The 26,632-nt window shown below is 75.7% G+C and carries 19 protein-coding genes; 18 read left to right on the top strand and 1 reads right to left on the bottom strand.

Annotated features, from left to right (window positions below):
* Nucleotides 1-32 precede the first annotated feature (32 nt).
* The 6 genes from ACIGO8_RS10915 (at nucleotide 33) to ACIGO8_RS10890 (ending at nucleotide 9,457) form a co-directional block, all read left to right on the top strand.
* Nucleotides 33-2,114 carry an ATP-binding cassette domain-containing protein gene (locus ACIGO8_RS10915; protein ID WP_399727243.1) on the top strand — a complete coding sequence of 694 codons (2,082 nt, stop codon included), beginning with the start codon at nucleotides 33-35 and terminating at the stop codon, nucleotides 2,112-2,114.
* 81 nt (nucleotides 2,115-2,195) lie between these two features.
* The gene (locus tag ACIGO8_RS10910; RefSeq protein WP_399727241.1) at nucleotides 2,196-3,518 is read left to right on the top strand and encodes an NUDIX domain-containing protein; all 1,323 of its coding nucleotides are present in this window, start codon (nucleotides 2,196-2,198) and stop codon (nucleotides 3,516-3,518) included.
* 158 nt (nucleotides 3,519-3,676) lie between these two features.
* Nucleotides 3,677-4,219: a hypothetical protein gene (locus ACIGO8_RS10905; protein ID WP_399727238.1), complete on the top strand. Its 543-nt coding sequence runs from the start codon at nucleotides 3,677-3,679 to the stop codon at nucleotides 4,217-4,219.
* 158 nt (nucleotides 4,220-4,377) lie between these two features.
* On the top strand, nucleotides 4,378-7,866 hold the full coding sequence (locus ACIGO8_RS10900; RefSeq protein ID WP_399727235.1) for a CHAT domain-containing protein: 3,489 nt from the start codon (nucleotides 4,378-4,380) through the stop codon (nucleotides 7,864-7,866).
* Nucleotides 7,863-8,789 (top strand): hypothetical protein, encoded by a 927-nt coding sequence (locus ACIGO8_RS10895; RefSeq protein ID WP_399727233.1) that lies wholly within the window; start codon nucleotides 7,863-7,865, stop codon nucleotides 8,787-8,789. Before ACIGO8_RS10900 ends, ACIGO8_RS10895 begins: the two co-directional genes overlap by 4 nt.
* On the top strand, nucleotides 8,789-9,457 hold the full coding sequence (locus ACIGO8_RS10890) for an RES domain-containing protein (protein WP_399727231.1): 669 nt from the start codon (nucleotides 8,789-8,791) through the stop codon (nucleotides 9,455-9,457). The genes ACIGO8_RS10895 and ACIGO8_RS10890 overlap by 1 nt, the downstream gene beginning before the upstream one ends.
* A 433-nt stretch (nucleotides 9,458-9,890) precedes the next feature.
* Here the strand turns inward: ACIGO8_RS10890 and ACIGO8_RS10885 are convergent, their stop codons facing one another.
* Nucleotides 9,891-10,094: a hypothetical protein gene (locus tag ACIGO8_RS10885; protein WP_399728574.1), complete on the bottom strand. Its 204-nt coding sequence runs from the start codon at nucleotides 10,092-10,094 to the stop codon at nucleotides 9,891-9,893.
* On the opposite strand from ACIGO8_RS10885, the gene ACIGO8_RS10880 reads away from it, so the two are divergent.
* The 12 genes from ACIGO8_RS10880 (at nucleotide 10,074) to ACIGO8_RS10825 (ending at nucleotide 26,625) form a co-directional block, all read left to right on the top strand.
* Nucleotides 10,074-11,174, top strand: a complete 1,101-nt coding sequence (locus ACIGO8_RS10880) for a macro domain-containing protein (protein ID WP_399728505.1) — start codon at nucleotides 10,074-10,076, stop codon at nucleotides 11,172-11,174. The two genes, ACIGO8_RS10885 and ACIGO8_RS10880, sit on opposite strands and share 21 nt — an antisense overlap.
* A 109-nt stretch (nucleotides 11,175-11,283) precedes the next feature.
* Nucleotides 11,284-11,496, top strand: coding sequence for a hypothetical protein (locus ACIGO8_RS10875; protein ID WP_399727229.1), 213 nt, complete (start codon nucleotides 11,284-11,286; stop codon nucleotides 11,494-11,496).
* A complete protein-coding gene (locus ACIGO8_RS10870; protein WP_399727226.1) occupies nucleotides 11,493-12,284 on the top strand; it encodes a hypothetical protein in 792 nt (263 codons plus the stop codon). Before ACIGO8_RS10875 ends, ACIGO8_RS10870 begins: the two co-directional genes overlap by 4 nt.
* On the top strand, nucleotides 12,281-13,294 hold the full coding sequence (locus ACIGO8_RS10865) for a protein phosphatase 2C domain-containing protein (RefSeq protein ID WP_399727224.1): 1,014 nt from the start codon (nucleotides 12,281-12,283) through the stop codon (nucleotides 13,292-13,294). Before ACIGO8_RS10870 ends, ACIGO8_RS10865 begins: the two co-directional genes overlap by 4 nt.
* Nucleotides 13,285-14,445: a hypothetical protein gene (locus tag ACIGO8_RS10860; protein WP_399727222.1), complete on the top strand. Its 1,161-nt coding sequence runs from the start codon at nucleotides 13,285-13,287 to the stop codon at nucleotides 14,443-14,445. The genes ACIGO8_RS10865 and ACIGO8_RS10860 overlap by 10 nt, the downstream gene beginning before the upstream one ends.
* Complete coding sequence (locus tag ACIGO8_RS10855; protein WP_399727219.1) at nucleotides 14,442-15,263, top strand: 4Fe-4S single cluster domain-containing protein; 822 nt, start codon at nucleotides 14,442-14,444, stop codon at nucleotides 15,261-15,263. The genes ACIGO8_RS10860 and ACIGO8_RS10855 overlap by 4 nt, the downstream gene beginning before the upstream one ends.
* Entirely contained in the window at nucleotides 15,260-16,693 is a 1,434-nt protein-coding gene (locus tag ACIGO8_RS10850; protein ID WP_399727216.1) for a hypothetical protein, read from the top strand. The genes ACIGO8_RS10855 and ACIGO8_RS10850 overlap by 4 nt, the downstream gene beginning before the upstream one ends.
* On the top strand, nucleotides 16,690-18,897 hold the full coding sequence (locus ACIGO8_RS10845; protein ID WP_399727213.1) for an AAA family ATPase: 2,208 nt from the start codon (nucleotides 16,690-16,692) through the stop codon (nucleotides 18,895-18,897). The genes ACIGO8_RS10850 and ACIGO8_RS10845 overlap by 4 nt, the downstream gene beginning before the upstream one ends.
* Nucleotides 18,894-20,858 carry an Hsp70 family protein gene (locus ACIGO8_RS10840; RefSeq protein WP_399727210.1) on the top strand — a complete coding sequence of 655 codons (1,965 nt, stop codon included), beginning with the start codon at nucleotides 18,894-18,896 and terminating at the stop codon, nucleotides 20,856-20,858. Before ACIGO8_RS10845 ends, ACIGO8_RS10840 begins: the two co-directional genes overlap by 4 nt.
* A 1-nt stretch (nucleotide 20,859) precedes the next feature.
* A complete protein-coding gene (locus ACIGO8_RS10835; protein WP_399727208.1) occupies nucleotides 20,860-22,071 on the top strand; it encodes a hypothetical protein in 1,212 nt (403 codons plus the stop codon).
* Nucleotides 22,068-25,073, top strand: a complete 3,006-nt coding sequence (locus tag ACIGO8_RS10830) for a GTPase-associated protein 1-related protein (protein WP_399727205.1) — start codon at nucleotides 22,068-22,070, stop codon at nucleotides 25,071-25,073. The genes ACIGO8_RS10835 and ACIGO8_RS10830 overlap by 4 nt, the downstream gene beginning before the upstream one ends.
* A 1-nt stretch (nucleotide 25,074) precedes the next feature.
* Entirely contained in the window at nucleotides 25,075-26,625 is a 1,551-nt protein-coding gene (locus ACIGO8_RS10825) for a hypothetical protein (RefSeq protein ID WP_399727202.1), read from the top strand.
* Nucleotides 26,626-26,632: the final 7 nt, after the last annotated feature.

Below are 26,632 nucleotides of genomic sequence, written 5' to 3'. Positions count from 1 at the left end.
GGACCAGCAGGTCAGGACGTGCGGAGGGCGGCATGAGCGAACACACGGGGCCAGGAGCGGCGACACCACGAGGAGCGGCGGGCGAAGACGAACGGACGCGGACGACGGACGAGGCGTGCGCGCCCGAGATCCCGACGCAGCGGCCCGCCCCGCCCGCCACCGCGCTCGCCGCCCCGCCCAGGTCCGTACCCGCCGGACCCGCGGGCCAGGACGGCGACATCGCCGAGGAGATGGAGGAGGCCTACTGGTCGGTCCACGACGGCGCCGCCGCCCGTGCGACCGTCCGTCAGGTCCTCGTCGGGCTGCCGCGGATCACCCGGACGATCGGCCGGCTCGCCTGGCGGGCCGACCCGCGCGCCACCACGGCCGTCGTCGTGTGCCAGCTCGCGTCGGCCGCCATGAGCGCCTTCGGCCTGGTCGCCTCCGTCTCCGTGCTGCACGCGCTCTTCGCCCAGGGCCCGACGCCCGACCGCGTCCGCGCCGCCGTTCCGCAACTCCTGCTCGTCGTCGGGTTCCTCGCGGCGCGGGCCCTGCTGGAGGCGGCGGTCGCGGTGGCCCAGGCGCGGGTCACGCCGAAGATCCGGACCGCGCTGGAGAGCGAGTTCTTCCACCTCACCGCGCATGTCCGGCTGGCGGCGGTGGAGGACGCCGACTGGCACGACGAGGTCTACCGCGCCAACGACCGCGGGCTGTTCTACGCCCGCCAGATCGTCGGCCAGGTCGTCTCACTCGCCTCCGCCGGCCTGGGCCTCGTCGGCACCGCCGGCGTCCTCGGCGTCCTGCACCCCGCCCTGCTGCCCCTGCTCCTGCTGTCCGTCCTGCCGGTCGGCGCGGCGGCCGTGCGCAGCGCCCGCGCCCGCTTCCACTCCTTCATGCGGTGGAACGCGCTCATGCGCAGGGTCCGTGTCTTCTCCTGGCTGCTGCTCGACCAGGACGCCGCGGCCGAACTGCGCTCCGACACGGCGCAGAAGGCCCTGCTTGACGAACACCGCCGCCTCATCACCAGAATCGCCGAGGAGGACACCCGGCTCGGCGTGCAGTCGGCCGTGCTCAACCTGGCCGGCCGCGGGGTCGGCGGTCTCGGCACCGGCATCACGTACGGCGCGCTGGCCGCGGTGCTGATCGCAGGCTGGCTCCCGCTGGCCGCCGGGGCGGGCGCGGTGCTCGCGATCCAGGCCGGTCAGTCCTCCCTGACCCGGCTCGTGGAGATCGCCCACCTCGTGTACGAGCACGCCATGTGGGTGGACGACCTCCTCGCCGTGCAGGAGCGCTGCCGCGCACTCCAGCAGCGCACCGCCGACGCCCACGCGCCGGAACGGGTGCGGACCATCACCCTGGAGGACGTGTCCTTCACCTACGCCGGCAAGGACACTCCCGCGCTCGACGGGGTGTCGATGACGCTGACCGCCGGGGAGACGGTCGCGTTCGTCGGTCTCAACGGCAGCGGCAAGAGCACCTGCGCCAAGGTCCTCGCCGGTCTGCACGAGGCCCAGCGGGGGCGGATGTGCTGGGACGGCGTCGACGTGCGCGACCTGGACACCCAGTCCCTCCAGCGGCAGGTCGCCTGTGTGCTCCAGGATCCCGTGCACTATCCCTTCAGCGCGCTGTCCAACATCACGGTGTCCACGGGCAGCCTCACCGAGGCCGATCCCGAACGGGCCATGGCCGCCGTACGGGCGTCCGGCGCCGACCAGGTGGTCGAGCGGCTGCCCGGACAGTGGGAGGCGCTGCTGTCCAAGCGGTTCCGCGGCGGACAGGAGCTGTCCGGCGGCCAGTGGGCCAAGGTGGCGGTGGCCCGAGGGCTCTACAAGGGCGCTCCGCTCCTCCTGCTCGACGAGCCGACCGCGAGCATGGACCCGCCGTCCGAACACGCCGTCTACGAGGCGGTGCTGCGCGGCCGGCTGCGCGAGGACCAGATCACCGTCCTCATCTCCCACCGGCTCGCGAGCGTCGTCGACTGCGACCGCATCTACGTGTTCGACTCCGGCCGGATCGTCGAATCGGGCTCCCACGCCGCCCTCATGGCCTCGGGCGGCCTCTACGCCCGCATGTTCACCCTGCAGGCCGACGGCTACCAGACCCGCCAGGCGCCGGCCACCGAAGGAGCGTCATGACGACCACCACTCCGATCTTCCAGGTTCCCCTGCTGCTCACCTGCGACGCCCCGGCGCGCGACCGGGCCGAGGAGGTGCTCCGTGACCACCTCCGCTGACCGTCTGCGGGGTGCGGTCGCCGCCTATCTGGACCTGTACCCCGGTGAACGTGGCCGCTTCTCGGAGCTCTTGGCGGCCATCGAACCTGAGGTCACGTGTGCCGCGGTCCTGATCGACCGCCACCGCCGGGCCCTGCCCGTCCCGGGCACGCGGCTCGAAGCCACCGACGAGACGCTGATGGCCCCGGCCCTGCGCGCGATCCGCGAGACGACCGGCCTGCGGGCCGACGCCCTCGCGCTGACGCCCGTCTTCCGGGACACACCGATCGACATCACCCTCCATGCCGACGGCCGGCGGGCCGACGTCTGCTTCGTCCTCAGCCTCACCTCCGACGAGGACGGCACGGCGGACTGGAGGCCGTTCGACAAGATCCCTTCCTCGGCGCTGCGGGCCAAGCTCGAAAAGTCCGGGCTCGACGGGGCCGTCGTGCCGCTGAACGTCTCCGCGGTGATCCACGACGGCAGGGGCGCCTACCTGCTGCATCTGCGCGACGCGAACAAGCCGTGGATCTGGGGCGAAGGACAGTGGTCGCTGCTCGGCGGCGGACGCGAACCGCAGGACACCACGCTGCTCGACACGATGCGCCGCGAGCTGTGGGAAGAGGCCGGGCTCGTCATCCCGGACCTGGAGCCGTTCGCCGTCGAGCACGCCATCGGCATCGACGGCACCCGGGTGCCGGTCCAGCACTACGCCGGCCGGTGGGAGGGCGACCCGGCCGCACTGCCCTTGTCCGAAGGAGTGATGCTGGCCTGGATCCGGCCCGAGAAGTTCCCCTTCATGACGATGCTGCCGTCCACTGCCGACCTGCTGCGCCGGCACGCGGCCACCCACGCGGCCGCTTCCCCGGCGCCCACGCCCGCGTCGCGGGGCGTGCCGCACGTCGTCGGTGTCCACCTTCTGCTGGAACGCGACGGCGAGGTTCTGCTCGGTCTGCGTCGTCCCGACTCCGCCTACGCCGGGGCCACCTGGCACTTCCTGGCCGGGCACTGCGAGCAGGAGTCGGCCACCGCGTGCCTCGTGCGAGAGGCGTACGAGGAAGCCGGCCTCGTCATCGACCCGGCCGAACTCGACCTCGTCCACACCGTGCACGTGGTCGACCGACCCGGCGGCCGGCCGCGTCTCCAGCTCGTGTTCCGCGCCCGCCGCTGGGAGGGCACTCCGCGGCTGCGCGAGCCGGACAAGTGCGTCGCCTGGCGGTGGTGGGACCTGAAGAAGCTCCCGGACCCGATCGTCCCGTACACCCGGGCGGCGATCCAAGGCGTACTGGCGGGGCGCTCCTACACCGAGCTGGGCTGGTCCCGATGACCGAGCGCGGGGCCGTGTGGCGGCCGGCGTCGGTCGTTCTTCGGGCGGGCGGTGGGCGTCCTGTGGCGGGAGCGGGGCTCGGGCGGGCGCGGTGTGCTGTGCTGGAGGAGCGGGAGGCAGGGGGGCGGGTCGGCGCGGCGGGGCGGGCAGGAGGGGACATGGACACGAGCGGGGTGACCGCGTGGGCGGTCGCCGTGATCGGCGTGGCCGGCACCCTCCTCTCCGCCGTGCTGACCCAGCGCGCCGCCGACCGCGGCCGGCGGCGCGAGCTCGACCGTGCCGACCGGCGGCGGGCCGCGCGTGACGACGAGGCCGCCCGGCGCAGTACGTACGTGGCACTGAACATGTCCGCGCGCCACTACCTCGCCGCGCTCACCGACCTGGTGCACGCGATCCGGCGGGCCGACGGCTCGGAAGGCGTACGGCGGCGCCTCGAGGAGGCGCGCGATCTGCACCGGGACGTCCACGCGGAGGCCCAGATGCGCGTGCCGGACGGGATCCTGGACCGGGCCGGAGAGGTCAACCGGGCGCTCAACGGGCTGTACGGGATGGTGCGGAGGCTCGACGAGGGCACACCGCGGACCGGGGACACACCGGACACGGCGCAACGGCGCATCGACGAGCTGTGGGCCGAACTCCGGCTTCTCCGGGGAGAGATGAGGGACGAGCTGGGTGTGTCCGGGTCGGATTCCGGGCAGTGACGGGATTCCACGGATCAACGGGCCCCGGCCGGGCCATCATGACGGCGGGCCGGACGACGACCCTGACACGACCACGAAGGACCGGACGGTCCCGGCGGAGCCGAGCGGCCCGGCGGAGCCGGCCGGAGCGGGACCGGACGGGCAGGCGATCGAGGGGGATGATGGACGGGACGGAGAGCGGCGGCCTGCTGGCCCTGCAGACCTGGGTGACGGAGGCGACCCGAAGGGCCGCACGGCTGCTCCCCCAGGAGGGACAGCCTCCGCCGGAGCGCGCCGAGTTCGACCGCTCGATCGCCGAACTCACGCAGCTGGAAGCGGCGTTGACTCATGACGAGCAGCTGCGGGTCAAGATCGAGGTGCGCCGCGCCATCGCGCTCGCGCTGCGCTACCTCTCCGCCGGCGGAGACCCGGAGGACCGCGCCGAGGCCCAGCGGCTGCTGCGCGCCGCCCGCGAGCCCGGCGCTGCCACCGATCTCGACGACCGCCGGCACTCCGCGTACTTCCTGGCGATGCTCAGCCTTCCGGTGGTGGAGATGGGCGGTCGCATGGGCAAGGCGCCGTCACTCGCCGACGTCCTCGCCTGGCAGTCCGGGCGAAGCTCCGACGAGGGCGCGGCGACGGCGGAGGAGCTGAAGGCGCTGATGCCGGACATCAACGCCCTGAATCTGCCGCCGGAGGTGGCGCGGAACTTCGAACGGTATCCGGTCATCATGGAGGCGTTCGAGGGCCTGGGAGAGCCGGGCGGAGTGGCACGGCTGCTCGAGACGCTGCCGGACGACCTCCCGTACGCGGCGCAGCTGCGGACGCTGCTCAGCATGATCCCGGACTTGGATGCGGCAGGGCGGACCGGGGCGGGGGCGAGGCCTTCGGCCCGGGATCAGGACGGGGCCGCGGCCGGAGGTCCAGCACAGGCTCCGGCCGGGGACCATGCCGGGACCGGGCCTCAAGTAGGGGCGAAAGCAGGGGCCGAGGGCGGAGATCAGGGCGCGGACGCGGCCGCCGCCGCCGCGTTCGAGGCGGTGGTGCCCGCGCTGCTCACGTCTCTGGAGGCCTTCAAGAACGGGGATCCCGACCTCCTGAACCGGACGATCGCCGGCATGCTCGACGCCCGCGACAAACTGCCCGACGGCGACGTCCTCGCCTCGGCGATCGAGGCCACGGCCGGCAGCCTGCTGCACATCGGTGAGGGCCTGGGCGGCAATCTGGTGGACCGGGCGGCGGCCAAGGACGCCGCCGACCGGACAGCACCCGCCCTCGCGTCGATGATCGAGGCGCTGGAGGGCCTCGGCCCCGGCGACAGCGTCCCGGTGCGCGTCATGGCCCTCTACGGGCGGCTCGTCCACGCCGAGGAGGCCGGCGACGCGGCCGAGGTGGACGCCGTCACGGCCGAGCTCACCGGACTCGAGGACTCCGTCCCGCGCGGTCACATGTTCCGCGCCACGCTGATGGTGGCCCTGGCCAAGGCCCACCTCGCCCGCGCCGCGCTGCACGACGACGCCGAGGCGCAGCGGCTCGGCTTCGCCTACATGGACGAGACCCGGGAAGCCGCGGCCTACGCGCCCGAGCCCGTGCGCGCGCTCCTGCCCATGTTCACCGCGCACGACCGTGGTCTGCGGGCCGGGCTCACCCGGGACGCCTCCCACCTCCAGGGCGACCTCGCCGCGCCGCCGGGCGCCACGACGGCCGAGCGGTGGGTCGCCGCGCTGTCCCTCGTCACGCGATACGAGCTGAACGAGGACCTCGCCGACCTGGACGCGGCGATCGTCGAGCTGGAGCACGTCCGGGACGCGCTGCGGCGCGGCGAGCGGCACTATTTCGCCGCCGACGCCCTGTGGCAGCTGGCCGAGGTGTACCAGACCCGTTGGGCGCGGCGGAACCTGGAGGACCAGGCCGCCGCCACCGCCGCGGCGATGGAAGGACTGCACTCCCTGGCCGCGAACGTGGTGCTGCAGCTCGGCTCCGAGCACGGCCTCGCCACCGCCCGTTCCGGCGCCGACCGGGGCGTGCACGCGGCGCTGTGGTCGGCGCAGAACGGCCGCGTCGAGGAGACGGTCGCGGCTCTGGAGCTCGGCCGCGCGCTGGTCCTGCACTCCGCCTCCGTCTCGGCCGCCGTGCCCGAACTCCTGGAGGCCCGCGGCGAGCACGAGATCGCGGACGCCTGGCGGCGCTGGGGCGCACGCTCCGGCCCCGCGGCCGCGGGCGCCGACGGCCGCCCGACGCAGGAAGCGGTCGACGGGCCGTCCTCGGCGTCCGCACCCGGACTGCCGCGCGAACTGCCCAGCACGCTGCGCCGCAAGGCGCTGGAGGCGCTCGGCTACCGGCAGCAGGGCGCGCTGTTCACGACGCCGACCGTGGCCGAGCTCCAGGCGGGCCTCGCCGCGGCCGACGCCGACGCGCTGTTCTATCTGCTGCCCGGCCGGCGGGGAAAGCCGGGAATGGCGGTCATGGTCGGACCCGACACCGGCACCGGCGTACTCCAGCTCCCGCTGCTCTCGGACACCGAGTCCGTGCCGCTCGACGCCTATCTCGAGGCGGCGGACGCCCGCTCGCGGCCGTCGGCGGACGCGGGCGGCGCGGCGGCGGCCGAGGCGGCCTGGGAGGAGGCGTTGTCGAAGCTGCTCGTGTGGGCGTACGAGGCCGCCGTGGGCGATCTCATCAGCGCCGTGGCCCAGCGGCTGGCCCGTAACGAGGGCCGTCGCCGCGACCGTCCCGGACCGCCGAGGATCGTGCTCGTGCCGTGCGGCAAGCTCGGCGCGGTGCCGTGGCACGCCGCGCGGCTCCCGGAGACCGCACGCGCGGACTACGCCTGCCAGATCATGGTGATCACGTACGCGGCCTCGGGCGGCCAGTTCCTGCGGACGATACGGCGCGCGCGCCGGGCACCGGCCGCAGCGCCCGTCCTCGTGGCCGACCCGCGCATGGACCTGACCCATGCGGAGCGGGAGGCGACGGCGCTCTACGAGTCGTACTACCCGCGGGCGCGGCTCGTCGGCGACTTCTACGAACCGCCCGTCGAGCCGGTGGCGGCCGGCACGCCCGACGAGCTGCTCGCGCTGCTGAAGGAGCCGCTGTCGCTGCTGCACATCGCCTCGCACGGCTCGGCCGGCACGGATCCCACGTCGTCGGCACTGCATCTCGCGTTCCCTGAGGGCACGGAGGAAACCGGGTCCGGGGCGGGGGCCGGACGCGGGTCCGGGTCCGGGGCAGGGGCCGACGCGGGACTGCTGACGGTGACCCGGCTCCTGGACACCGCGCCCGCCGAGAGCGGGCGCGAGGAAGGGCCGTTGGTGGTGCTCAGTGCGTGCCAGACGGACTTCACGCAACGGGACCACGACGAGGCGCTGACGCTCACGACGGCGTTCGTGGCGAGCGGGGCGCGGGACGTGGTCGGCTCGCGGTGGTCCACGCAGGACGGCGCTTCGGCACTGATGATGGGCGTCTTCCACCATCTGGTGGCGGTCGAGGGCAAGAGCCCGGCGGACGCCCTGCATCTGACCCAGACGTGGATGCTCGATCCACGCCGGAAGGCACCGCCCCGGCTCAGCCCGGAGCTGGTACGGGAGATGGAGCGGCCGGGCCTCGACCGGCCCGCGGTGTGGGCGGCCTTCATCCACCAGGGCCACCCGGGACCGGAGCGTGCGGCATGAGTACGAGTCCACGCGATCTCCTGGGCCTGATCGAGGAGCACGCCCCGAGCGTGCGGGCCGGCCTCGGTGACGAGGGCTACGCCGTCCTGCTCGGCCGCCTGCGGGTGCTGGCCGAGGCGCCCGAGCACGACGCCCGCGCGACGCGCCGCGCGCTCCAGGGCGTCCGGCTCGCCCTGCTGCCGCTCCCGCTGACCCACGTCGTCCGCGAGGCCTTGGACGGCACGCGCTTCGCGAGCGCCTCGGACCCGGGTGTCCTCGCCGAACTCGGCGCCAGGGCCGGCGATCTGCTCGCCCGCCTGGCAGTCCCGGAAACGGACGTGAGCCCGGCCAACTCTTCGGAGGCGGCTCCGCGCCCCGATCCCGAGCCGGGTGTGTCCTCGGACGAGGCCGCCGGGCCGGGGCCCGCGGCGGCGCCGGCGGCGGAGGGTCCGGTCCCGGACGGGTCCCCGGACGCCGCCTCGGAACCGGCTCCCGATCCGGCCGCCCCACCGGGCGCGGCCGCGGGGCCGCCGGGCGCCGAAGGGCCGGTCCCGGGCCGACGGTCCTCCGTGCCGCGGACCACGGCGGAGATCATCGCCGCGGCGCGGCGGCGGCTGCTCTCCGTGCCCGCGCTCGACCGTGTCGAGCTGGGCGCGCGGCACCAGGACTCGTTGCCGGAGGAGCTGATCGGTCTGGAGGACGCGGCGGGCGAACGGCGTTACCCGGCCTTCCAGTTCGCCGGTGGCGCGGCCGGCTCGGGCGGACCGTTGCCCGTGGTGCTGCGCATCAACCGGCTGCTGCTCGCCGACGTCGACCCGTGGGGCGCGGCCGACTGGTGGCTGAGCGGGAACCGCCGGCTCGGCGGGCCGCCCGCCTCGTTCCTCGGCGAGCTGTCCGACGAGGTGCTGACGGGTGCCGCTCGCGCGCTGGTGGAGGGGGACTGATGCCGGGCGGGTTCTCTCCTTCGACGTACGTCATGCGGCCGCGTGAGCGCGTGGTCGAGGCCGGCACGGTGCTGTGGCGGGTGCACGCCAACACGCGGGCGGCGACGCAGTTCAACCCGGTGGCCGCCGACACCCACTTCGGCGGCAACCGCTTCGACGGCACGACGTCCGACCCTTACGAGTACCTGTACCTCGCCGACGATCCCGCCGCGGCCCTCGCCGAGACGCTGCTGCGGTCGCTCGACTTCGATCCGGAGACGGGCACGCGCCTCGTGCCGTACGCGGCGGTGCGCGGCCGGGCGCTGACGCCGGTGGTGGTGCGGGCCGGGCTGCGACTGGTGTCGCTGGTCGACGAGGAGGATCTGGCGGCGGTCTGCCAGGACTCCTGGCTCCTGGAGTCGGAGGGCGACGACCGCTACGCCAAGACCCGGCGCTGGGCGAGCGAGATACGGCTCCAGGCGCCGGAGTCGATGGGACTGGTGTGGCAGTCGCGACGGATGCGGCCGCGGCTGGCGGCGGTGCTGTTCGCGGACCGGTGCGGGGCCGAGCCGTTGACCGTACGAGCCGGTGAGGGGGTGCCGGAGCTGGGCTCGCCGGCCGGCGTGGCCGAGGTCAACCGGCTGCTCGCGCCGCTGGCGGCGGCGGTGGTGCCGCCGTGGCCGCAGTGAGGCGACCGCGGCCGGCGCGGCCCGCTGGGCGTCGCAGCCGACGTGGCCGTCGTGGACGTCGGACGGCACGGCGGTGCTGGGCGCGGGCCCCGGGCGGGGCCGGTTGCCGGGGACCTCGTCCAGGAGGGCCGGCCGGGCAGCGACCGCACGGTCCTGGCGGGGAATCGGCCGGCCGACCGACGCCTGGGTTCCGGTCCCGGCCGCGGCCGGGACGGCGTCCGCACGGCCGGGCGCCTTCTCCGGCCCGGCGTCGGTGGTGGCCGACCGGACCCGGCCGGTCCGACCGGACCCGGCCGGTCCGGCCGGCCCGGCGGGACACCGCCGGCTCCACACGGCCGACCGCCTGTCCTCAGCCGCTTACAAGCCGGCCTCCACAGGCCGCTTTCGCCCGACGAGCCGAATACGGCCGGCCCCGCGGGACACCGCCGGCTCCCTACGGCCGACCGCCTCCCATGAGCCGGGTACGGCCCGCCGGGCCCACATGGTCGGCCGGCCCCGGTGAGCCGGGCCCGGCGCGCTCCACCCGGCCGAGCCGGTCGTACGAGATGGCCGGAGTGATGCGGTACGTGGAGCCGGCGGCTTGTCGGGTGTGGCGGCCGGTGCGATCGTGGCCGCCATGCTGCCGGTGGTCGATCATGCGTCAATCGTGTCCGAACTCAAGGCCGTTCGCCGCACGGGCCTGGTCCGGTTGCGTGGGGTGGAGCTCGCCGGGCTGCGCCGGGCGGCCGAGAGCGGCGCGCCGGACGGGTCGGTCGAGGGGCTGCTGCGGCGTGCCGTGTCGGGCCTCGACGCGGGCACGCTGCGGACGGCCGCCGCGTACACCCTCGGTCTCGCCCAGGGCACCCGTGACTGGCCGGCGGCCGACCGGCGGCGCCGGGCGGCGGAGGTGTACGGGGTGAGCGTGGAGCGCTTCCGCAAGGACCACGAGGTGATGGTCCTGGAGCAGATCGCGGAGGCGGTCGTCCGGCTCGCGGCCGTCGCCGAAGGGGCCGGCGCCGCGGGCGGAGCCGGGCAGGCGGGTCCGGGCGCCGGCGGGCCGCCGACGCACCGTCTCGTGGAGGTGCCGGTCGCCGACCGGACCGTGCCGCTGACGGTGCACGTCCACCCCGTGGACCTGCTGCGCGACGTCGACGTCGTGGTGTCCCCGGCCAACACCCATCTGGCGCTGCCCGAGCCGTACAAGTCCTCGGTCGCGGCGTCGCTGCGCCGGGCGGGTTCGGTGCGCGGCGTGACCGGTGACCTGGTGGAGGACCCGGTGATGGACGGGCTGCGGGCGTGGGCGGCCCGGCACGGGACGGCGGGCCGGCCGGTGCTGCCGGGGACGGTCGCGGTGACGGGCAGCGGGGCGCTCGCGGCCCAGGGCGTGCGGCGGATCTACCACGCCGTGGTCGCGGTGCCGCGGGCCGGGACCAACGACTACGACGTGCTGCCCGCCGACGTCACCCGCGCGACGACCCGGGTCTTCCAGCTGATGGCGGAGGAACGCGCCCGTGCGGGCGAGGAGTTGCGTTCGGTCTGCTTCCCGCTGCTCGGGGCCGGCCGGGGCGGGCTCGCGCCCCAGGTCAGCGTCGACGCGATCTGGGCGGCCGTCGAGGCGGAGGCCGCGCGCGGCGCGGACTGGCGGATCCACATCGTCGTCCACGACGCGGAGCTTGCCGCGCTGCTGGAGCGGCTGCCGGGACGGGTCCGGCCGGCCGGTCCCCCGCGGACGACCTGACGGCGACCGTTCCCCGACCTGCCCCGCTGGTTCACTTTCCCTTCGGGGTCTCACTTCAATTGGGCTTGTTCTGCCGCGAGTTGAGGGGGCATCACCTACTGTGATCCGCATGGACGGGGGAATGGCGCGATGGGCGCACGGGGCGGTGGGCCGGGTGACGACCTGGCCGGATCCGGATGCGTACGTCCTGCTGGACGGTGTGCTGGTGCGCGCGCTTCCGGAGGTTCCCGGGCTGCTGCCCGGCGCTGCGGCCGAGGTGCGCCTCGATCCGGCCACCGGCCGTCTATGCGCCCGTCCGGCCGCCGCGCGGGAGCCGGCGTGACCTCGCCCACCGGCCACGGGGCGGGATTCGGCGCCGGGTTCGGCGAGGGCTTCGACGAGCGGCAGCCGGTGGTGCTGCTGCTCGACACCTCGGCCTCGATGGGCCGGCCGGCCGAACGGCCGCGGATCGAGGAGCTGAACGCGGCCCTGGCGGCCTGGTTCGACGGCGTACGGCGCCACGCGCGGCTGCGTTCGCGGGTGGAGGTCTGCCTGATCACCTTCGACTCGCGGGTGCGGGCCTGGGATCCGCGGCAGGAGTGTCTGGTGCCGGTGGAGTCCGTGCCGGCCGACGGCTTGTTCGTGCCGGTCGACGGGATGCGGCCACCGCGGCTCGGCGCGTCCGGGTTCACGCGGATGACGGACGCCGTGGAGACGGCGCTGGCCGTCGCTCGGTCCCGTTACCGGGCGTTGCAGGAGCGGCGGGTGCCGGTGCGGCGGCCGTTCCTGTGGGTGCTGACGGACGGCGCGCCCAGCGACGCCGAGGGCCGGCCCCTGGACGCCGACGCGCTGGCGGGCACCGCGCGGTCGCTGCGGCTCGGCGAGGAGCGGGGCGAGTGGGTGTTTCAGGCGATCGGCGTGCGCGGGGCGGACCTCGGGCTGCTGCGGGTCCTCGCGCCGAAGGCCGCGCTGAAGCTCGACACTCTTGATTTCAGCCAGATTCTGGACCTGCTCTTCCAGAGCTCCGACCGGGTGGGCGCGGTCCTCGACCCCGACGAGATCCACACGCGGGTGGCGGAGGACGCGGCACTGCGGGAACGGATGGACCGCCTCGAAAAGGGCGTCCTGTGATCGTCTCGGGCGCCTCGGTGACCGGATCGGCGCACCTCGCGGCCGGGCGGGGCTGCGAGGACGCCTTCCGGGCGGTACGGGTCGGCGACGACGCCGTCGTCCTCGCGGTGGCGGACGGGGTCGGCTCGCGCAGCCGAGCGGCCCTCGGCGCACAGCTGGCCGTCGACAACGCCTGCCGCGTCCTCACGGCCGCCGCGCCGCCGGGCCGTGGGGCGAGTGCCCAGGAGTGGACGGGCTGGATCGCCGACCGGGGCGCCCTGCTCGCCGAGACGTGCGTGCGGACGGCGGGCGCGCTGGTGCCGGGCGAAGGCACGACGGAGCCCGGGGCGGCGCAGGCCGGCGCGGCGCAGGCCGGCGCGGCGCAGGCCGGCGCGACGCAGGCCGGCGCGACGCAGCCCAGGGCGGCGGAAGCCCGGTCATCGCAGCACCCGGCGGCGCAGGCCCGGGCGGCGGAGGCCGGGACGACAGAGTTCGGGTCGGCGGAGAGCGGACCGGCGGAGGGCGGGGTGTTGGAGCTCGGGGCGGCGCTGCTCGTCGCGTGCGTACGGGCGCCGTGGGTGGCGTTCGTGTCGCTCGGCGACTGCTTCGGGGTGGTGCTCACCACCTCGGAGACGGCGGACGGGGCGGCCGGCGCCGTCGAGCGGGCCCATCTGGTGCTGCCGCCGCCCGCGCCGGGCGGCCCACCTCCCGCGTACACGACCTCGCCCGCCGCCCGCCTGCGGGTCCGCACCTTCACCCTGTGGGAGCCCGAGCTGTCGGGCGTCGTCCTCGCGACCGACGGCTGCGCGCCGCTCGCGCTCGACCACCCGTCCGTCCGCGGACTGCCCGACGCCGCCGGACCGTTGCCGAGCGGGCGCTTCTTCCCGCCGCTCGCGGCGGCCCTGCGCCGGGCGGGCGGCGGCGCGGAACCGCTGCACGCGCTGCTGTCCGACCCGGCGGCCGCCGCCCGGACCGGCGACGACCTGACCGTGCTGTGCGCGCTCGCGGACGGCGGCCGGCGATGGTCCTGAAGGTGGTGGCGCGCGGCGGACGCGAGTGGCTGCTGACGGAGCGGATCGGCGCCGGGTCGGAAGGTCTCGTGTACGCGGTCGGGCACGACGGCGCGCTGGTTGCCAAGCTCGTCCCGGACCCGGCGGACCCGGCCGCCTACCGCCGCCGCGTGGAGCGCCTCGTACGCCAGCGCCGCGAGCCCCGCACCGTACGGCTCCTCGCCGGCACCCCGCAGCGCGTCGCCTGGCCGCTCGCCGCGGTGCGCACCGTCCACGCGGACGTGGAGGGCTACCTGATGCCGGACATGCGCCGCGCCTTCCTGCCCTTCACCGCCCTCCTCACTCCGAGCGTCCGCGCCGCCGCCCTCCCGACCGCGACCTGGGCCACCGCCCTCACCGCCGCCGAATCCCTCTCGCGCCTCCTCGCCGACCTCCACGCCGAGGACTACGTGGTGGGCGATCTGACCCCGGACAACCTGTGGGTGGACGCGGCGGGCCGGGTGGGCGTGGCGGACGTCGACTCGTGGCAGTTCACCGACGGCCGCGAGCTCTTCGCGGGGCGCATGCGGACGCCGGGCTATACGGCGCCGGAGCGGATCGAGCAGCCGGGAACGGCCGTTCCAGCAGCAGCGGTCCGACCGCCGGCTGCTGACGCCGACGCCGATGCCGGTGCCGACGTCGGTGCCGCCGCGTCACGGCCGCCCGCACCATCGGCAGCCGGCAGGACGGGCGAACGCAGCGGATCCGTGGCGCCCGCGCCGTCCACGGATGTCTTCGCGCTCGCCGTGCTCGTGCACCAGCTGCTGATGGGCGGGCTGCATCCGTTCGCCGGGCATCCCGGCGACGGGAGCGACTATCTCTCCCTCGACGACAACGTGCTGCGGGGCCGCTGCCGCGTGACCGACCGGCGGTCGGTCGTTCTGCCGCGGGCCGCGCCTCCCGGCGATCTGCTGCCACGGGCGCTCGTCGCGCTCTTCCGGGCCGCCTTCTCGGGGCCTGGCAGCAGGCCGGCGGCGGCGGAGTGGGCGCGGGAGTTGAGAGCGGCGCGGGCGCCGGGGCGGCTGGCGCGGTGCGCGATGCGGGCGGGACACCTGTACACGACGGAGCGGCCGTGGTGTCCCTGGTGCGATCAGGCGGCGCGCGGCGTCGACAGCTATCCGGAGGTGCCATGAGCGGGCAGGGCGGGCGGGGCGGGCCGGTGCTGTCGGTGGCGCGCATGGTGGAGCGCTGTACGGTCCTCGGGCCCGGGGTCCGGGCGGTCGTGTGGGTGCAGGGCTGCCCGCTGCGCTGCCGGGGCTGCGTCGCGGCGGAAACGCTGCCCTTCGACGGCGGCACACCCACCGACGTCGACGAACTGGCTGAGCACCTCGCCTCGTTGACCGAGGCGGAAGGCGTGACGCTCTCGGGCGGCGAGCCCTTCGCCCAGGCGGAGGCCCTGTCCGCGCTGCTCGACGCGGTACGGGCGCGGCGGCCGGACTTCTCGGCCATGGCCTACTCGGGCTTCCGGCACGAGGCGCTGCTGCGCGGCACACCCGCCCAGCGAGCCCTGCTCGACCGGCTGGACCTGCTGGTCGACGGGCCGTACGTGGCCGCCCGGCACGCGCCGTTGCGCTGGCGCGGCTCGGCGAACCAGCGGCTGCTCGCGCTGACCGACCGGTACGCGGACGTCGTCGCCGGCCTCGCGGCCGGGGGCGGCGACGGCAGCGCCGGGATCGAGCTGTCGATGGGCGCCGACGGCTCCTTCTCGTGGGCCGGCGTGCCGCCCGTTCCCGGTTTCCGCGAGGCCTTCGAGGCGCATCTCGCGGCGCGGGGCCTCGTACCGCGCACGGAACCGACCGACCGCAAGGAACGGACCGACCGCAGAGAACGGACCGACCGCACGGAACCGACCGACCGCAGAGAACGGACCGACCGGACGGAGCGGAGCGACCGCACGGAACCGACCGACCGCACGGAACACGCGTCAGAACGGCGGAGGAAGAACCCATGAGCGGCTCACCCATGTACACCAGCGTCGGCTTCGATCCCGGCCTCATGGCGCTCGGCCTGGCCGTGCGGGCCACTCGCTCGGCGGCCCGCAGGTCGCGCGAGGCGGAACGGCAGCGGGAGCGCGAGGCGCTGGCCGCCGAGCGGGCCCGGCAGCTCGCCGAGCGGCAGGCCCGGGCCCGGGCGGCCGCCGAGCACCGCCGTGCGGAGCTCGCGCAGCGCCGCCGGGTCCGGCAGGACGCCCATGCGGCCCGGCTGCGCGAGGACCAGGGCCGGGCCGACTCCCGGCGTCTGGACGAGGTGGAGGGCCTGCTCCGTCCGCTGCGCGAGGCGCCGGACCGGCTGGCCGAACTCGCCGTCTTCGAGGCCCGGTTGGCCGAGCTGCGGGGCGCGCTGGGCGGTCCTGCCGCTGCCGGTGGGCTCGGCGCGGCCGTCGAGGAGCTGCGCGGCCGGGTCGTGACCGTGGTGGAGGCCACGGCGGGGGCGTCGGCGGCCGCGGCGGCGCGCCCGGATCCGTACGCGGTGGTACGCGAACTCCGCGACCGGCTCGCCGCGCTGGGCGCCGACGGGGCCGCCCTCGACGCGGCGGGTGCGACGGAGTGTGCCGAGCTGATCGGCCGGCTGGGCGCGGTGGCGGCGGAGCCCGGCGCCGAGGTCGGCTTCGAGGCGCTGCTCGGGACGGTCGAGCACGCCCTCGCGCGGCACGCGGACACCGTGGCCCGGGCGGCCGAGCAGGCGGCGGCGCGGGCCGAGGAGGCCGAGGAGGCCGCCGCGCGGGCGGCCGAGGAGGAGTCGGCGCGGCAGGAGGCGGAGCGGGCGGCGCTCGCGGAGGCCCTGGACCGGTTCGGGGTCGTCGAGGAGAGCGCGCGGTCGGCCGTCCGCGACGCGGAGGAGCTGGCCGCGCCGGACCTCGCGGCGGAGGCCGGTGAGGCCCTGCGGGCCGCCGTCGCCGCGCTCGACGCGGGCGCGGCCGCGGCCGCCCTTGACGCGGTCGCCGCGCTCGAGGTGCTCCTGCCGTCCGTCGAGGAACGGCTGGACGAGCTCCAGCTCGCGCACGCCCGCCGCACCGAACTCGCCGGCGTCCTCAAGGACGCCATGACCGACGCGGGTCTCGACTTCACGGGCGGCGAGGAGCGGGGCGGTTCGCTCGTCCTCTCCTTCGAGCGGCCGAGCGGCGCCGTGTACGAGGCGACGGTGGAGACGGAGGCGGACGGCGGGCATCTGCTGACGTACCACGTGGACGGCGAGCCGGACATGTCGCTCCGGCCGGCGGCGGAGGACGGCGCGGTCTGCGCGCCCGAGGAGCTCCTGAACCTGGTCCACCGCGCCCTCGACGGCACCGGCTTCACGCCGGGCGAGCTGACCTGGGACGGCAAGCCGCCACGGAGCACGGCCCGTTCGCTGCCGGGCACCGAGGAGCGGAGGGCGCGGTGACGGACGAGGACTGGTACACACCGCGGCCGGCGGAACCCGCCGCCGTGCCCCGCCCTTCGCCGGGCGACCGGCTGGTGAAGTCCGTCCCGCTGGACCCGGACCGGCAGGTCCCCGGGCCGGCGGTTCCCGGGCCGGCGGTTCCCGGGCCGGGGGTTCCCGGCCGCCCTGTGGTCCCCGCGTCGGCGGCCGACAGCGCGTGGGCGGACAGCGCGGCGGCCGAGGGGCCCGAACCCGCCGACGGGATGATGCCGTTGTGGGCGGTCTCGCTCCGGTGGGAGCTGCGCCGGGGCCGCCAGGTCGTCCTGGACGGCCGGATCCGCGACCGCTGGTGGTTCGACGACCGGCCCGCCTCCTTCCGTGAGCTCCTCGCCCGCGCGCTCACCCACTGGGGCACCGAGGTGGTCGGCTGGTGGGACCCGGTCGACGGGCTCACCTTTCCCGTACCGGGGCACGCCGAGGCGTTCGACAAGCTGGTCGCCGCACTGCCCCGCGCGGGCCGCGCTCCCGCGCCGCCGGCCGGGGAGCGCACCGCAGGCACCGCCGGCCTCACGGGCACCACCGGCCCCGCCGCCTCGGGCGCCCCCGCCGCGCCCACCGACCCCACCACGCCGGCCACCCGGCGCGGTGAGGAGCGACGCCGGGCGCAGGACGGGCTGTTCGCGCCGCGGCCGGGTCGCCGGGCGAGTTCCTTCGAGGACGTGACGGCCGTCGTCCGGCGGCTCGCCGCCTCGCCGGAGGCGTCCACCGCCTTCGTCTTCCAGGACGTCGACCACCATCTGCCGCCCGGACAGCCCGAGTCGCACCTCGGCTGGATGCGGCTGCGGGCCGCGATGTCGGACGCCGTGGTCCCGCGCCCCGGCCCCTACAGCGGGAAGGCCCCGCATCCGCGCAACGCCGTGCTCTGCGCGGTCGGGGACGTGGGCCGGCTGCCCGGCTGGTTCGTGCTCGAGGACCCGCGGATCGCCACGCTGCACATCGGCCCGCCCGACCCGAGCCAGCGCAGGCTCTGGCTGAGCATGCTGCGCGCGGAGTTCAACGGTGCCGACGCGGCGACGCGGGCCGAGATCGAGGCCCTGGTCGGCGCCACGGACGGGATGACGGGCTGGGACATCCACGCCCTCTCCCGCACCTCCTGGCTGCGCGGCTCGCCCGTGCAGAAGCCGGACAAGCTCCTGGAGCAGCACCGGCTCAACGTGAGCGTCGACCCGTGGACGCAGCTGGACCGGGAGGTCGTCGGCCGGGCCGCGGACGTGCTCGGCGAGCGGGTCATCGGCCAGCCGGCGGCCGTCTCGGCGGTCGCCGGTGTGCTCCAGTCGGCCTTCGTGGGCGTGGACTTCGGCGACTCGGGCACCGCCCGCCCGCGCGGCGCGTTCTTCTTCGTCGGCCCGACGGGCGTCGGCAAGACCGAACTCGCCAAGGCCGTGGCCGAGCTGATGTTCGGCGACCAGAGCGCGTACGCGCGGTTCGACATGAGCGAGTACCAGCAGGAACACGCCGCCGAGCGGCTCGCCGGGGCGCCGCCGGGATACATCGGCTACGAGCAGGGCGGCGAGCTAACCCGGCGGGTGCAGGAACGGCCGTTCAGCGTGCTGCTCTTCGACGAGATCGAGAAGGCCCATCCCAAGGTCCTGGACAAGTTCCTGCAGATCCTGGAGGACGGCCGGCTCACCGACGGGCGCGGCCAGACCGCCCACTTCTCCCAGTGCCTGATCATCTTCACCTCCAACACCGGCGCCGACGCCGTCCAGGACCTCCTGGCCGCGGCCGGTGACGAGCTGCCCTACGACGCGCTGCGGCGGCACTTCACGCTGGCCGTGGAAGAGAAGTTCCGGGACATCGGGCGTCCGGAGATCTACGGGCGGCTCAAGCCCGGTGTCGTCGTCTTCGACATGCTGCGCCGCACCCATGTCGAACGGATCGCGGACCGGCTCCTCGACCAGCTGGCCGAGTCGGTGCGCGAGCGCCATCAGGTGGAACTCGTCACCGACCGGGCGAGCGTGCACCCGTGGATCATCCGCCGGATGGCCGATCCCGAACGGCAGGCGTACGGCGGCCGGCAGATCCGCAACGAGCTGGAGGTGCTGCGGGCTGCGGTGGTCCGGCACTTCATCGAGCACCGGCCCGCCGCCGGCGACCGCGTCCTGGTCGGCGTCGCCGAGGACGGCACTCCCCGCGTCCGGCACGGAAGGAGATCCTCGGCATGAGCGTGTACGGCATCGACGTCGGCCGTCGCTACGGGCGGATCGCGCGGCGCGGCGAGGACGGCCGGCCCGTCGTGACGACCGTGGACTTCGGCCCGGAGGGACCCGGCACCGCCGCGGCCGCACTCGCGGCCCTGGTCGGCGCCCGCGACGCACAGGACGCACAGGGCGCCCGCGACGCGGGAGACGGACGGGACGGGCGGGACGGGCGGGACGGGCGGGACGGGCGGGAGACGGGCTCCCGGGACTCCGTCGCGCTCGCGCTGCCGCTGGACGAGGACGGCGAGCGCGCCGAATGGGCGTTGCGGCGCGCGGCCGAGGACGCCGGACTGCCGGTGGTGCGCACGGTCGCCGAGCCGGTGGCCGTCGCCCTGCACTACCGCGCGGTGGTCGAGGGCACGGACCGCACGGTCCTCGTGTACGACCAGGGCGCGACGACGCTCGACCTGACCGTCCTCGCCATCGCCCACGACCTGACCGTACGGATCGTCGACACCCGGCGGCACCGGCTCGGCGGCGACGACTGGGACCACGCCGTCGCCACCGAACTGCGCCTCCGTCACCCGGAGGTGACCGAGGCCGATGCGCGGCGGGCCGCGGAGCGGCTGCGGCGGTCCCTCGGCGACGCGTCGGTGACGACGGCCGGCGAGCGGGTGGGCGAGACGGAGGTCGCGCTCGACCGCGCCACCTTCGACCGGCTCGTCGGCCCGCTGCGCGAGCGGGCCCTCGCGTCGGTCGCCGCGCTGTGCGCGGAGACCGCGAGCCCGCCGGACACCGTCCTCCTCGCGGGCGGGCTCGCCGCGACCGCGGGCACGGACGAGTGGCTGGAGACCACGCTCGGACTGCCGGTGCGCAGCCACGACCCGGCGCACGCGGTCGTCGGCGGGCTGCTCCACCTCGACGGCTTCGGCGCGCTGCGGGTGCGGACCGGCCCCGCGCCGGCCGGCCCGCCGCCTCTGGAGGACCCGGAACCGCTCGCCGCGCCACGTCACGAGGACCCGGAGCCCGCACCCGAGGCCGTACCGGAGCCGGCGCCCGAGCCGGCACCGGAGGCGATACCGGCCACGGCACCGGAGTCCTGGCCCACCGCCGAAGCCGCGCCGCGCCCCTCCCCCGCCCCGCCACCCGTGCCGGAGCCGGAGCCGGAACCCGCGCCCTCACCCGTACCGCCGCCCGAACCCCCACCCGCTCCCGGCCTCCGTCCCGCCACCGAACTCAGGGACGCGCCCGAAACCGGGCCCGAGCCCGAAAACGAACCCGAAACCGGGCCCGAGCAGAACTCCTCCGGTGAGCAGCAGCTCTTCGCCGTCCCCGTCGACGAGCTGCAGGCCGTACGCCGCGGCACGCATCTGCTCGTGCTGTGGGCCTGGCCGCCCCGGGCCCGTACGGCCAGGGTGCGCTGGCGGGTCGAGGGCGACGGCGACGGCAGGCCGCTCGACTCGGGCGACATCCGGTGCGCACGCCGGGTGTACGAGCACGACGGCGGCCTCGACCTCCAGGTCGGGCGCGGCGCGGTGACGCTCACCGTGGAGGCGCTGGTCGCCGATCCGGGCGCGCGGTGCGAGGGCTCGTCGGCCCTGCTCGTCGACGCCGAGCCGCCCGTCGTCGCGTACGAGCCGTCCGTGCGGCGGCGCCGCCTCGGGTCCGGGCGGATCGCGACGGTCACCTTCACCTCCGAGACCAACTGCGAGCTGCCGGCGCAGCGGATCGTGCACGGGATCGGCGACTACCGGCCGACGAGCGTCGCCGAGGGCACGGTCGTCCACGAGGTGTCGGCGCAGCCGCTCACCGCGCGTCTGCCGCTGCGGGTGGAGTTCGGTCTGCCGGCGGCCGTCCGGGGCACCTCCTGGCTGGTCTGCTTCCCGGCGGATCCCGACGCCGCGGCCGACGCGCTCCACGGCCCCGGCTCTCCTTCCGTTCCCGACGTGCGTCCCACGGCGCTCCACCGACTGCGGGTGACCTGACATGGCGCGACGACTGACCTGCCCGTACTGCTACGAGACCTTCACCGGCCGGGAGATCGCCTTCCGCTGCAACAGCAGGCTGACCCGCACCCAGAAACGCTGTGTCCGGCGGCGCGACCAGGTGCTCGCCGACCGGATGGGGCAGCGCGGCGAGGTCGGTCCGGTCTTCACGGCGGACGGGCGGGCGTCGACCGCCGTCTGCCCGGACTGCGACGGCGAGACGACCTTCCGGATCTGCCCGGTGTGCCATTCCACGCTGCCCGCCCAGTTCGGGATGGTGGAGAACCGCATGATCGCCATGGTGGGCGCCAAGGCGTCCGGGAAGACCGTGTACACCACCGTGCTGCTGCACGAGATGATGAACAGGGTGGGCTCGGCGTTCGGCGCCAGTCTGGTCGGCGCCGACGACGCCACGATGCAGCGGTTCCACGCCGACTACCACGAGCACCTGTTCCGGGACGGGCAGATGTTCGCCGGTACGCGCACGGCCGTCACCAACGACAACCGGGTCGACCCGCTGGTGTTCCGGTTCGGGCTGCGCCGCAGGAGCCTGCTGGGCGAGCGGCCGCAGCACACCGTCCTGTCGTTCTTCGACACCGCCGGCGAGGACTTCAACTCGCGGGAGAACATGGAGCTCAACACCCGCTACCTCGCCAACGCCGACGGCATCGTACTGCTGCTCGACCCGCTCCAGATGGCGGGCGCCCGGCCGCTCGCCCGGCCCGGGACCGCGCTGCCCGGAACGGAGGGTGTCGACACGCCGTACCACGTGGTGAGCAGGGTGACGAATCTGCTGCTCGCCCGGGAGGACGCGGGCCGCAGGGCCCGGTTCGCGGGCCGGCGCGCCGCGCCGCGGATCGACACGCCCGTGGCGGTGGTGTTCACCAAGCTGGACGCCTTCTGGCACCTGCTGGACAAGGGCAGCCCGCTGCGGGCCCATCCGCCGTCGGGCGACCGGTTCGACGAGGAGGACAGCCTCAGCGTCCACGAGGAGGTGCGGACGCTGATCAAGGACTGGGACGGAGTGCCGATCGACCGGCTCCTGGAGAACACCTACAGCCGCTACCGCTACTTCGGGATCTCCGCGCTCGGCCACTCGCCCACCGCCGACGCGCGGGTGGCGAGGACGGGCATCCAGCCCTACCGGGTGACGGATCCGCTGCTGTGGCTGCTCGGCGAGTACGGCGCGGTGCCGAGGACGGGGCGCCGATGAGCGGGGACGGCCTCCAGCAGCTGTACTACACCTCGTGCGAGCGCGGCCTCAGCGGCTTCTCGGGCTTCCAGTTCAACGCCGTCAGCGCCGGTGTCACGGCCGAGACCATGCACACGGTGGAGTCCCTCGCCGGCTACGACCCGCCGCGCGCGCTCGCCGAGTCGGAGACGCCCGAGCAGCTGGCCCGCTGCCCGGTCACGCTCTGCTTCTCGCCCGGTCCGGCGGTCGGCCACGGCGCCGCGCAGGGAACGACCCTGGTCAACGTGCGCTATGTGGGCCGGGATTCGGCCCGCCGCTTCGGCAACTACTTCGCGCACGCGCTGCACGCGCCGTCGGCGGTGGACTTCGCGGCGGCGTGCGGCGGCCGGCTGGCGATCGAGCTGTGGGACTCGCCGGTGTGGCGTTCGACGGTGTCGGCGGGCACGGAGCTGCCGCCGCTGGGCGGCCGCCGGGCCGGAGGCCGGGTCGAGGAGCGGCTCCCCGAGGGCCGCGGCGAGGGTGCGGGCGACGAGGGCGGCGACGAGCGGTCCTCGGCGGGCCGGGGCGAGGTACGGGGCCCTGGCCGACGTCTCGGCAGCGGTGACGGACGGGAGCGTGGCGGGGCCGGCGGGCCGGTACCGGCCGGTCCGCTCGACGCGCGGTCGGTACGGGACTTCCTGGCCAACCGGCCGCACGCGGACCAGCTGGAGCAGCTGCTCGCGGCGGCGTTCCAGGCCCTGGAAGGCGGCCCGTCCGTCATCGTGGTGGACCGGTCGACCGACCGGATCGCGCACTGGTTCGCCGCCGTCTGCTTCCTCCTGCCGCCCCCGCTCGCCCGGCGGCTGTCCTTCTCCACGTACATGCTGCGGCCCACCCGCGGCCGGCACCATCTGATCGGGAGCGTGCCGGAGGCCCGGCCGGAGATCGGGCCGGACGACGAGGACGCCTTCCTGCTCTTCGACTTCGTGACGGGGCGGTTTCCCGAGGTGGTGGCCGTGCACCATGTGGTGCGGCTGCTGGCCCGGATCGGAGTGGGATCGGTCCGTTCGGTGTGGTCGTGGGCGGCGGAGTACACCGACGGCACCGAGCGTCATCCCGGCGACTGGCATCCGCCGGTCGCGGCGGCGGCCGCCGCGGGCGGTGTGCCGCTGGAGCGGCCGGACGTGGCGGCCGTCCTCGACTGGCTGCCCGGGGCCGCCCATCTGGGCGCCACGCGCGCGGTGGTGGCCAGGGACCTGTGGCGGGCCCGCCTCGCGCACGGGGAGGCGCAGCTCGACGCGCTGTCGCGGGCGGCGCGGGACGGCGGCGACGCGGCGCTGCACCGGGAACTCGAAGGCGCGCTCCTGGAGACCCGGATGCGGGCGTACGTACGGGGCGCGCCGGCGTCCGTCGCGCCCCAGCCGCTGACCGGGCGGCCCGAACTGCGCGAGCGAGCCGTGGAGTTGTGGGAGCGTTTGGTCGACGGTGCGGGGACGGCGCGGGAGCGGGCGCGGCTGCTGCTGTGGGCGGTGGACGCGCGGGTCGAGCCGCCCGCCGCGCTGGCGGGCCGGATCTGCCGGGAGCTGGCCGGCGCGCTCCTGGAGGCGGCGACGGGCAGGGAGCCGGAGCGTGGGCTGCGGAGCGACGTCAAGCGGCTGCTGTCGGTCTCCGCGGCCTTCCGGGCGGCGCTGCTCGGCACTCTGGACGAGCTGCTCGCCGGGCGGGCGGGCCAGTCGCAGCTCTTCGGCCAGTTCCCGGCCGATCTGCTGGAGTTCGCCGACCTGGAGGGCCGGCCGCTGCTCCAGGAACACCATCTGCTGGCCCGGGCGGAACGGGATCCGGCCCTGTCGGTGACGGTGCTGCTGCGGATCCTCCAGGTGCGGGGCCAGGACTTTCCCGACGGGGCGCTGCTGCGCAGCGTGTGGCGGCAGCCGGTGTGGACGGGGCGGGAGGCGTGCGAGCTGGCGCGGCTGCTGCCCGCCGGCGACCCGGAAGGGCGGGGCGGGGACGGGGAGTTCGCCGTGTGGTTCGGGCGGGCGGTGCGGCACGAGGCCGTCGACGAGGCCGCTCTCGACAAACTGCTGGAACTGTGCCGGCTGCTCGACGCGCCGGAGCGCCGCGGCTGGCTGTCGCCGGAGACGGCGAGGCTGGTGCGGCGGACGCTGGAGCTGGACGCGCAGATCAAGCGGGCCTCCGACGCGGTGCGGCTCGCGGCGGCGTTCGCGCGGGAGGGCGAGGCGCCGGCCGCGCCGGTGAGGGCCTTGCGGAGGCTGCGGCTCGCCGAGGCGCTCCTGGCGGTGCCCGTCCCACCGGCGAAGGTGCCGGAGATGCTGCGGAACCTGTCCTTCGAGGTGGCGGACCGCTATCTGCGCGAGATCCTCGAACGCGCGGAGGACGGCGCCCGCGCGGGAAGGGGCCGGCGCCCCGGACGTCACGGTGGGCGTCCCGGCGGGCGTCTCGGCCGGGGCTCCGGTGCGGGGCCCGGTGCGCGTACCGGCACGGGCTCCGGTGCGGGATCGGATGCGGGATCCGGGACGGGACCCGGTGCGCGTACCGGCACGGGCTCCGGCGCGGGATCCGCCGACGGCTCCCGTGAGGGCGCTCGTGCGGGATCCGGTGCGGGGTCCGGCGCGGGATCCGCTGGGGGCTCCCGTTCGGGTTCCCGTGCGGGCTCCGGTGCCGGCTCCGGTGCCGGCTCCGGGGCCGGTGAGGGCGGCGGGCGGGGCGGTGTCGTCTCGGAGCTGCTGCTCGGCCACGTGGCCGGGCTCGCGCTGGCCCGGCGGGATCCCGCGGGCCTGTCCGAGCGGCACCGGGAGCTCCTGGACGACGTCGTCGCCGTGGCCGTCCACCTGTGGCGGGACGAGGACACCGAACGGCTCGTCGCCCTCGTCCGGACCCGGGACGAGGAGATCGCGGACGCCTTCCTGGAGGTGCTGCGCGAGCGGCGCGAGCAGCGGAGCACGCCGGCGAAGGGCTGGCGGCGGCTGAAGGACCTCGGCCGGCCGGGGCGGCGGCCGGACCGCGACTCCGACGGAAGGCGGTGACATGGACGACCCCTTGCGGTGGATCCTGGGCGGTCTGCTGGGCATCCTCCTGATCGTCGGCGCGTGCACGGCGGTCGTACGGGCCCTCGGCCTGGTCGGCGAGCTGCTGTGGCGGTACGGGCGGCTGGTCGTCGGCGTGACGCGCCGGCGCACGCCCGAGTTCGAGACGATCCCGCGGCACCGGCCGGAGGACGAGCCCGAACCGGCCTACCGCGTCTACCTGTTCGGGCCGGCCGCCCGCGATCTGCGGCAGATCGTCACGCTCGGGGCGCGGATGTGGGGCCGGGCGGTCGGCGACCGGTTCCGCACGCTGGGCGAGGAGCGGCTGACGCAGGCGCGGGAGCCGGGCGCGCTGAAGATGGCGCACGCGCTGGCGCTCGGCGCGGGCCTCGGGCTCGGTGCGGTGCTCGCGCTGCCGCCGCTGCTGTTCCTGCTCGCGCTGCACGGCGCGGTGGTGCTGCTGCTGTACGGGGCGGCGCGGCTGCTCGCGGCCGTGCTGCGGGGACTGGACCGGGGCGTGCTCGCGCTGAAGGGCCTGCGGCGGGGCGTGCTGTGCCCGCACTGCTACCTGTGGGTGCCCTACCCGTCGTACGCCTGCCCGCGGCCGGAGTGCCGGCGCCGGCACGGTGACATCCGGCCGGGCCGGTACGGGATCGTGCGGCGCCGGTGCGCGTGCGGGCAGCGGATGCCGACGCTGCTGATCCTGATGCGGCGCAGGAACCGGCTCGCCGCGTTCTGCACGCACGCGCACTGCGGCAAGCCCTTGAACCGGGACGCCGGGCATGCCCGGGAGACCGCGCTGCCGCTGGTCGGCGGCCGGGCCGCGGGCAAGACGCAGCTGATGGCGGCGATGCTGATGGCGCTGGAGTCCGGTGCCGTGGCGGGCGGGACCGGGCTGCGGCTCGCGGACGAGGAGTCGGCCGCCAACTACCGGGTGCTGCGGGAGGTGCTGGCGCAGAAGGGCCACACGCGGGCCACCCAGCGAGTGCTCGCGCGGGCGCATTCGGCGGTCCTGGGCAAGGGCCGGTCCGAGCGGCTGGTGCATCTCTTCGACGCGGCGGGCGAGCACTTCGCGAAGGGCGAGGACACCGACGCGCTGAGGTACGTACGGGCGGCCCGGACGGTGGTGTTCGTGCTCGATCCGCTGGCGGTCGAGGAGACCTGGCGACTGCTCGACGACACCGGCGGGCCGGGCGGGCCGGGCGTGGACCGGACGCTCGCCTCGACTGACCGCCCGGACACGGTGTTCGGCAACGCGTCGCAGACGGTGGCCCGGCTCGGCGCGCCCGGCGACCGGCCCCGCCTCGCGGTGGCCGTGACCAAGACGGACCTGCTCGCGGGCCGCGGCGTCCTGCCCGACCGGCTCGACGACAGCGCCGCGGCCCGTACCTGGCTGTGCGAGGTGCTCGGCCTCGGGAATCTGGTGCAGGCGATGGAGCTGGAGTTCGGCGAGGTGCGGTACTTCTTCACGGCGTCGGTGACGGACGAGGAGGACGCGGTCGACGCCAGCATCCCGCCGTTCGTGGCCTGGTGCCTGGAACGGGCGGCCTGAGGCCGGG

The sequence above is a fragment of the Streptomyces sp. NPDC053493 genome (genome assembly GCF_044544825.1).
Taxonomy (GTDB): Bacteria; Actinomycetota; Actinomycetes; order Streptomycetales; family Streptomycetaceae; genus Streptomyces.
Note: the sequence above shows the minus strand (reverse complement) of the source record. Positions and strands in the feature narration are given on the sequence as shown.

Bases quoted from the DNA above. Each gene is read 5' to 3' on its own strand.
- ACIGO8_RS10825 (WP_399727202.1), top strand. From the start codon at position 25,075: ATGGACGACCCCTTGCGGTGGATCCTGGGCGGTCTGCTGGGCATCCTC.
- ACIGO8_RS10850 (WP_399727216.1), top strand. From the start codon at position 15,260: ATGAGCGGCTCACCCATGTACACCAGCGTCGGCTTCGATCCCGGCCTC.
- ACIGO8_RS10895 (WP_399727233.1), top strand. From the start codon at position 7,863: ATGAGTACGAGTCCACGCGATCTCCTGGGCCTGATCGAGGAGCACGCC.
- ACIGO8_RS10890 (WP_399727231.1), top strand. From the start codon at position 8,789: ATGCCGGGCGGGTTCTCTCCTTCGACGTACGTCATGCGGCCGCGTGAG.
- ACIGO8_RS10860 (WP_399727222.1), top strand. From the start codon at position 13,285: ATGGTCCTGAAGGTGGTGGCGCGCGGCGGACGCGAGTGGCTGCTGACG.
- ACIGO8_RS10900 (WP_399727235.1), top strand. From the start codon at position 4,378: ATGATGGACGGGACGGAGAGCGGCGGCCTGCTGGCCCTGCAGACCTGG.
- ACIGO8_RS10835 (WP_399727208.1), top strand. From the start codon at position 20,860: ATGGCGCGACGACTGACCTGCCCGTACTGCTACGAGACCTTCACCGGC.
- ACIGO8_RS10830 (WP_399727205.1), top strand. From the start codon at position 22,068: ATGAGCGGGGACGGCCTCCAGCAGCTGTACTACACCTCGTGCGAGCGC.
- ACIGO8_RS10905 (WP_399727238.1), top strand. From the start codon at position 3,677: ATGGACACGAGCGGGGTGACCGCGTGGGCGGTCGCCGTGATCGGCGTG.
- ACIGO8_RS10855 (WP_399727219.1), top strand. From the start codon at position 14,442: ATGAGCGGGCAGGGCGGGCGGGGCGGGCCGGTGCTGTCGGTGGCGCGC.
- ACIGO8_RS10840 (WP_399727210.1), top strand. From the start codon at position 18,894: ATGAGCGTGTACGGCATCGACGTCGGCCGTCGCTACGGGCGGATCGCG.
- ACIGO8_RS10880 (WP_399728505.1), top strand. From the start codon at position 10,074: ATGCTGCCGGTGGTCGATCATGCGTCAATCGTGTCCGAACTCAAGGCC.
- ACIGO8_RS10915 (WP_399727243.1), top strand. From the start codon at position 33: ATGAGCGAACACACGGGGCCAGGAGCGGCGACACCACGAGGAGCGGCG.
- ACIGO8_RS10885 (WP_399728574.1), bottom strand. From the start codon at position 10,094: ATGATCGACCACCGGCAGCATGGCGGCCACGATCGCACCGGCCGCCAC.
- ACIGO8_RS10875 (WP_399727229.1), top strand. From the start codon at position 11,284: ATGGACGGGGGAATGGCGCGATGGGCGCACGGGGCGGTGGGCCGGGTG.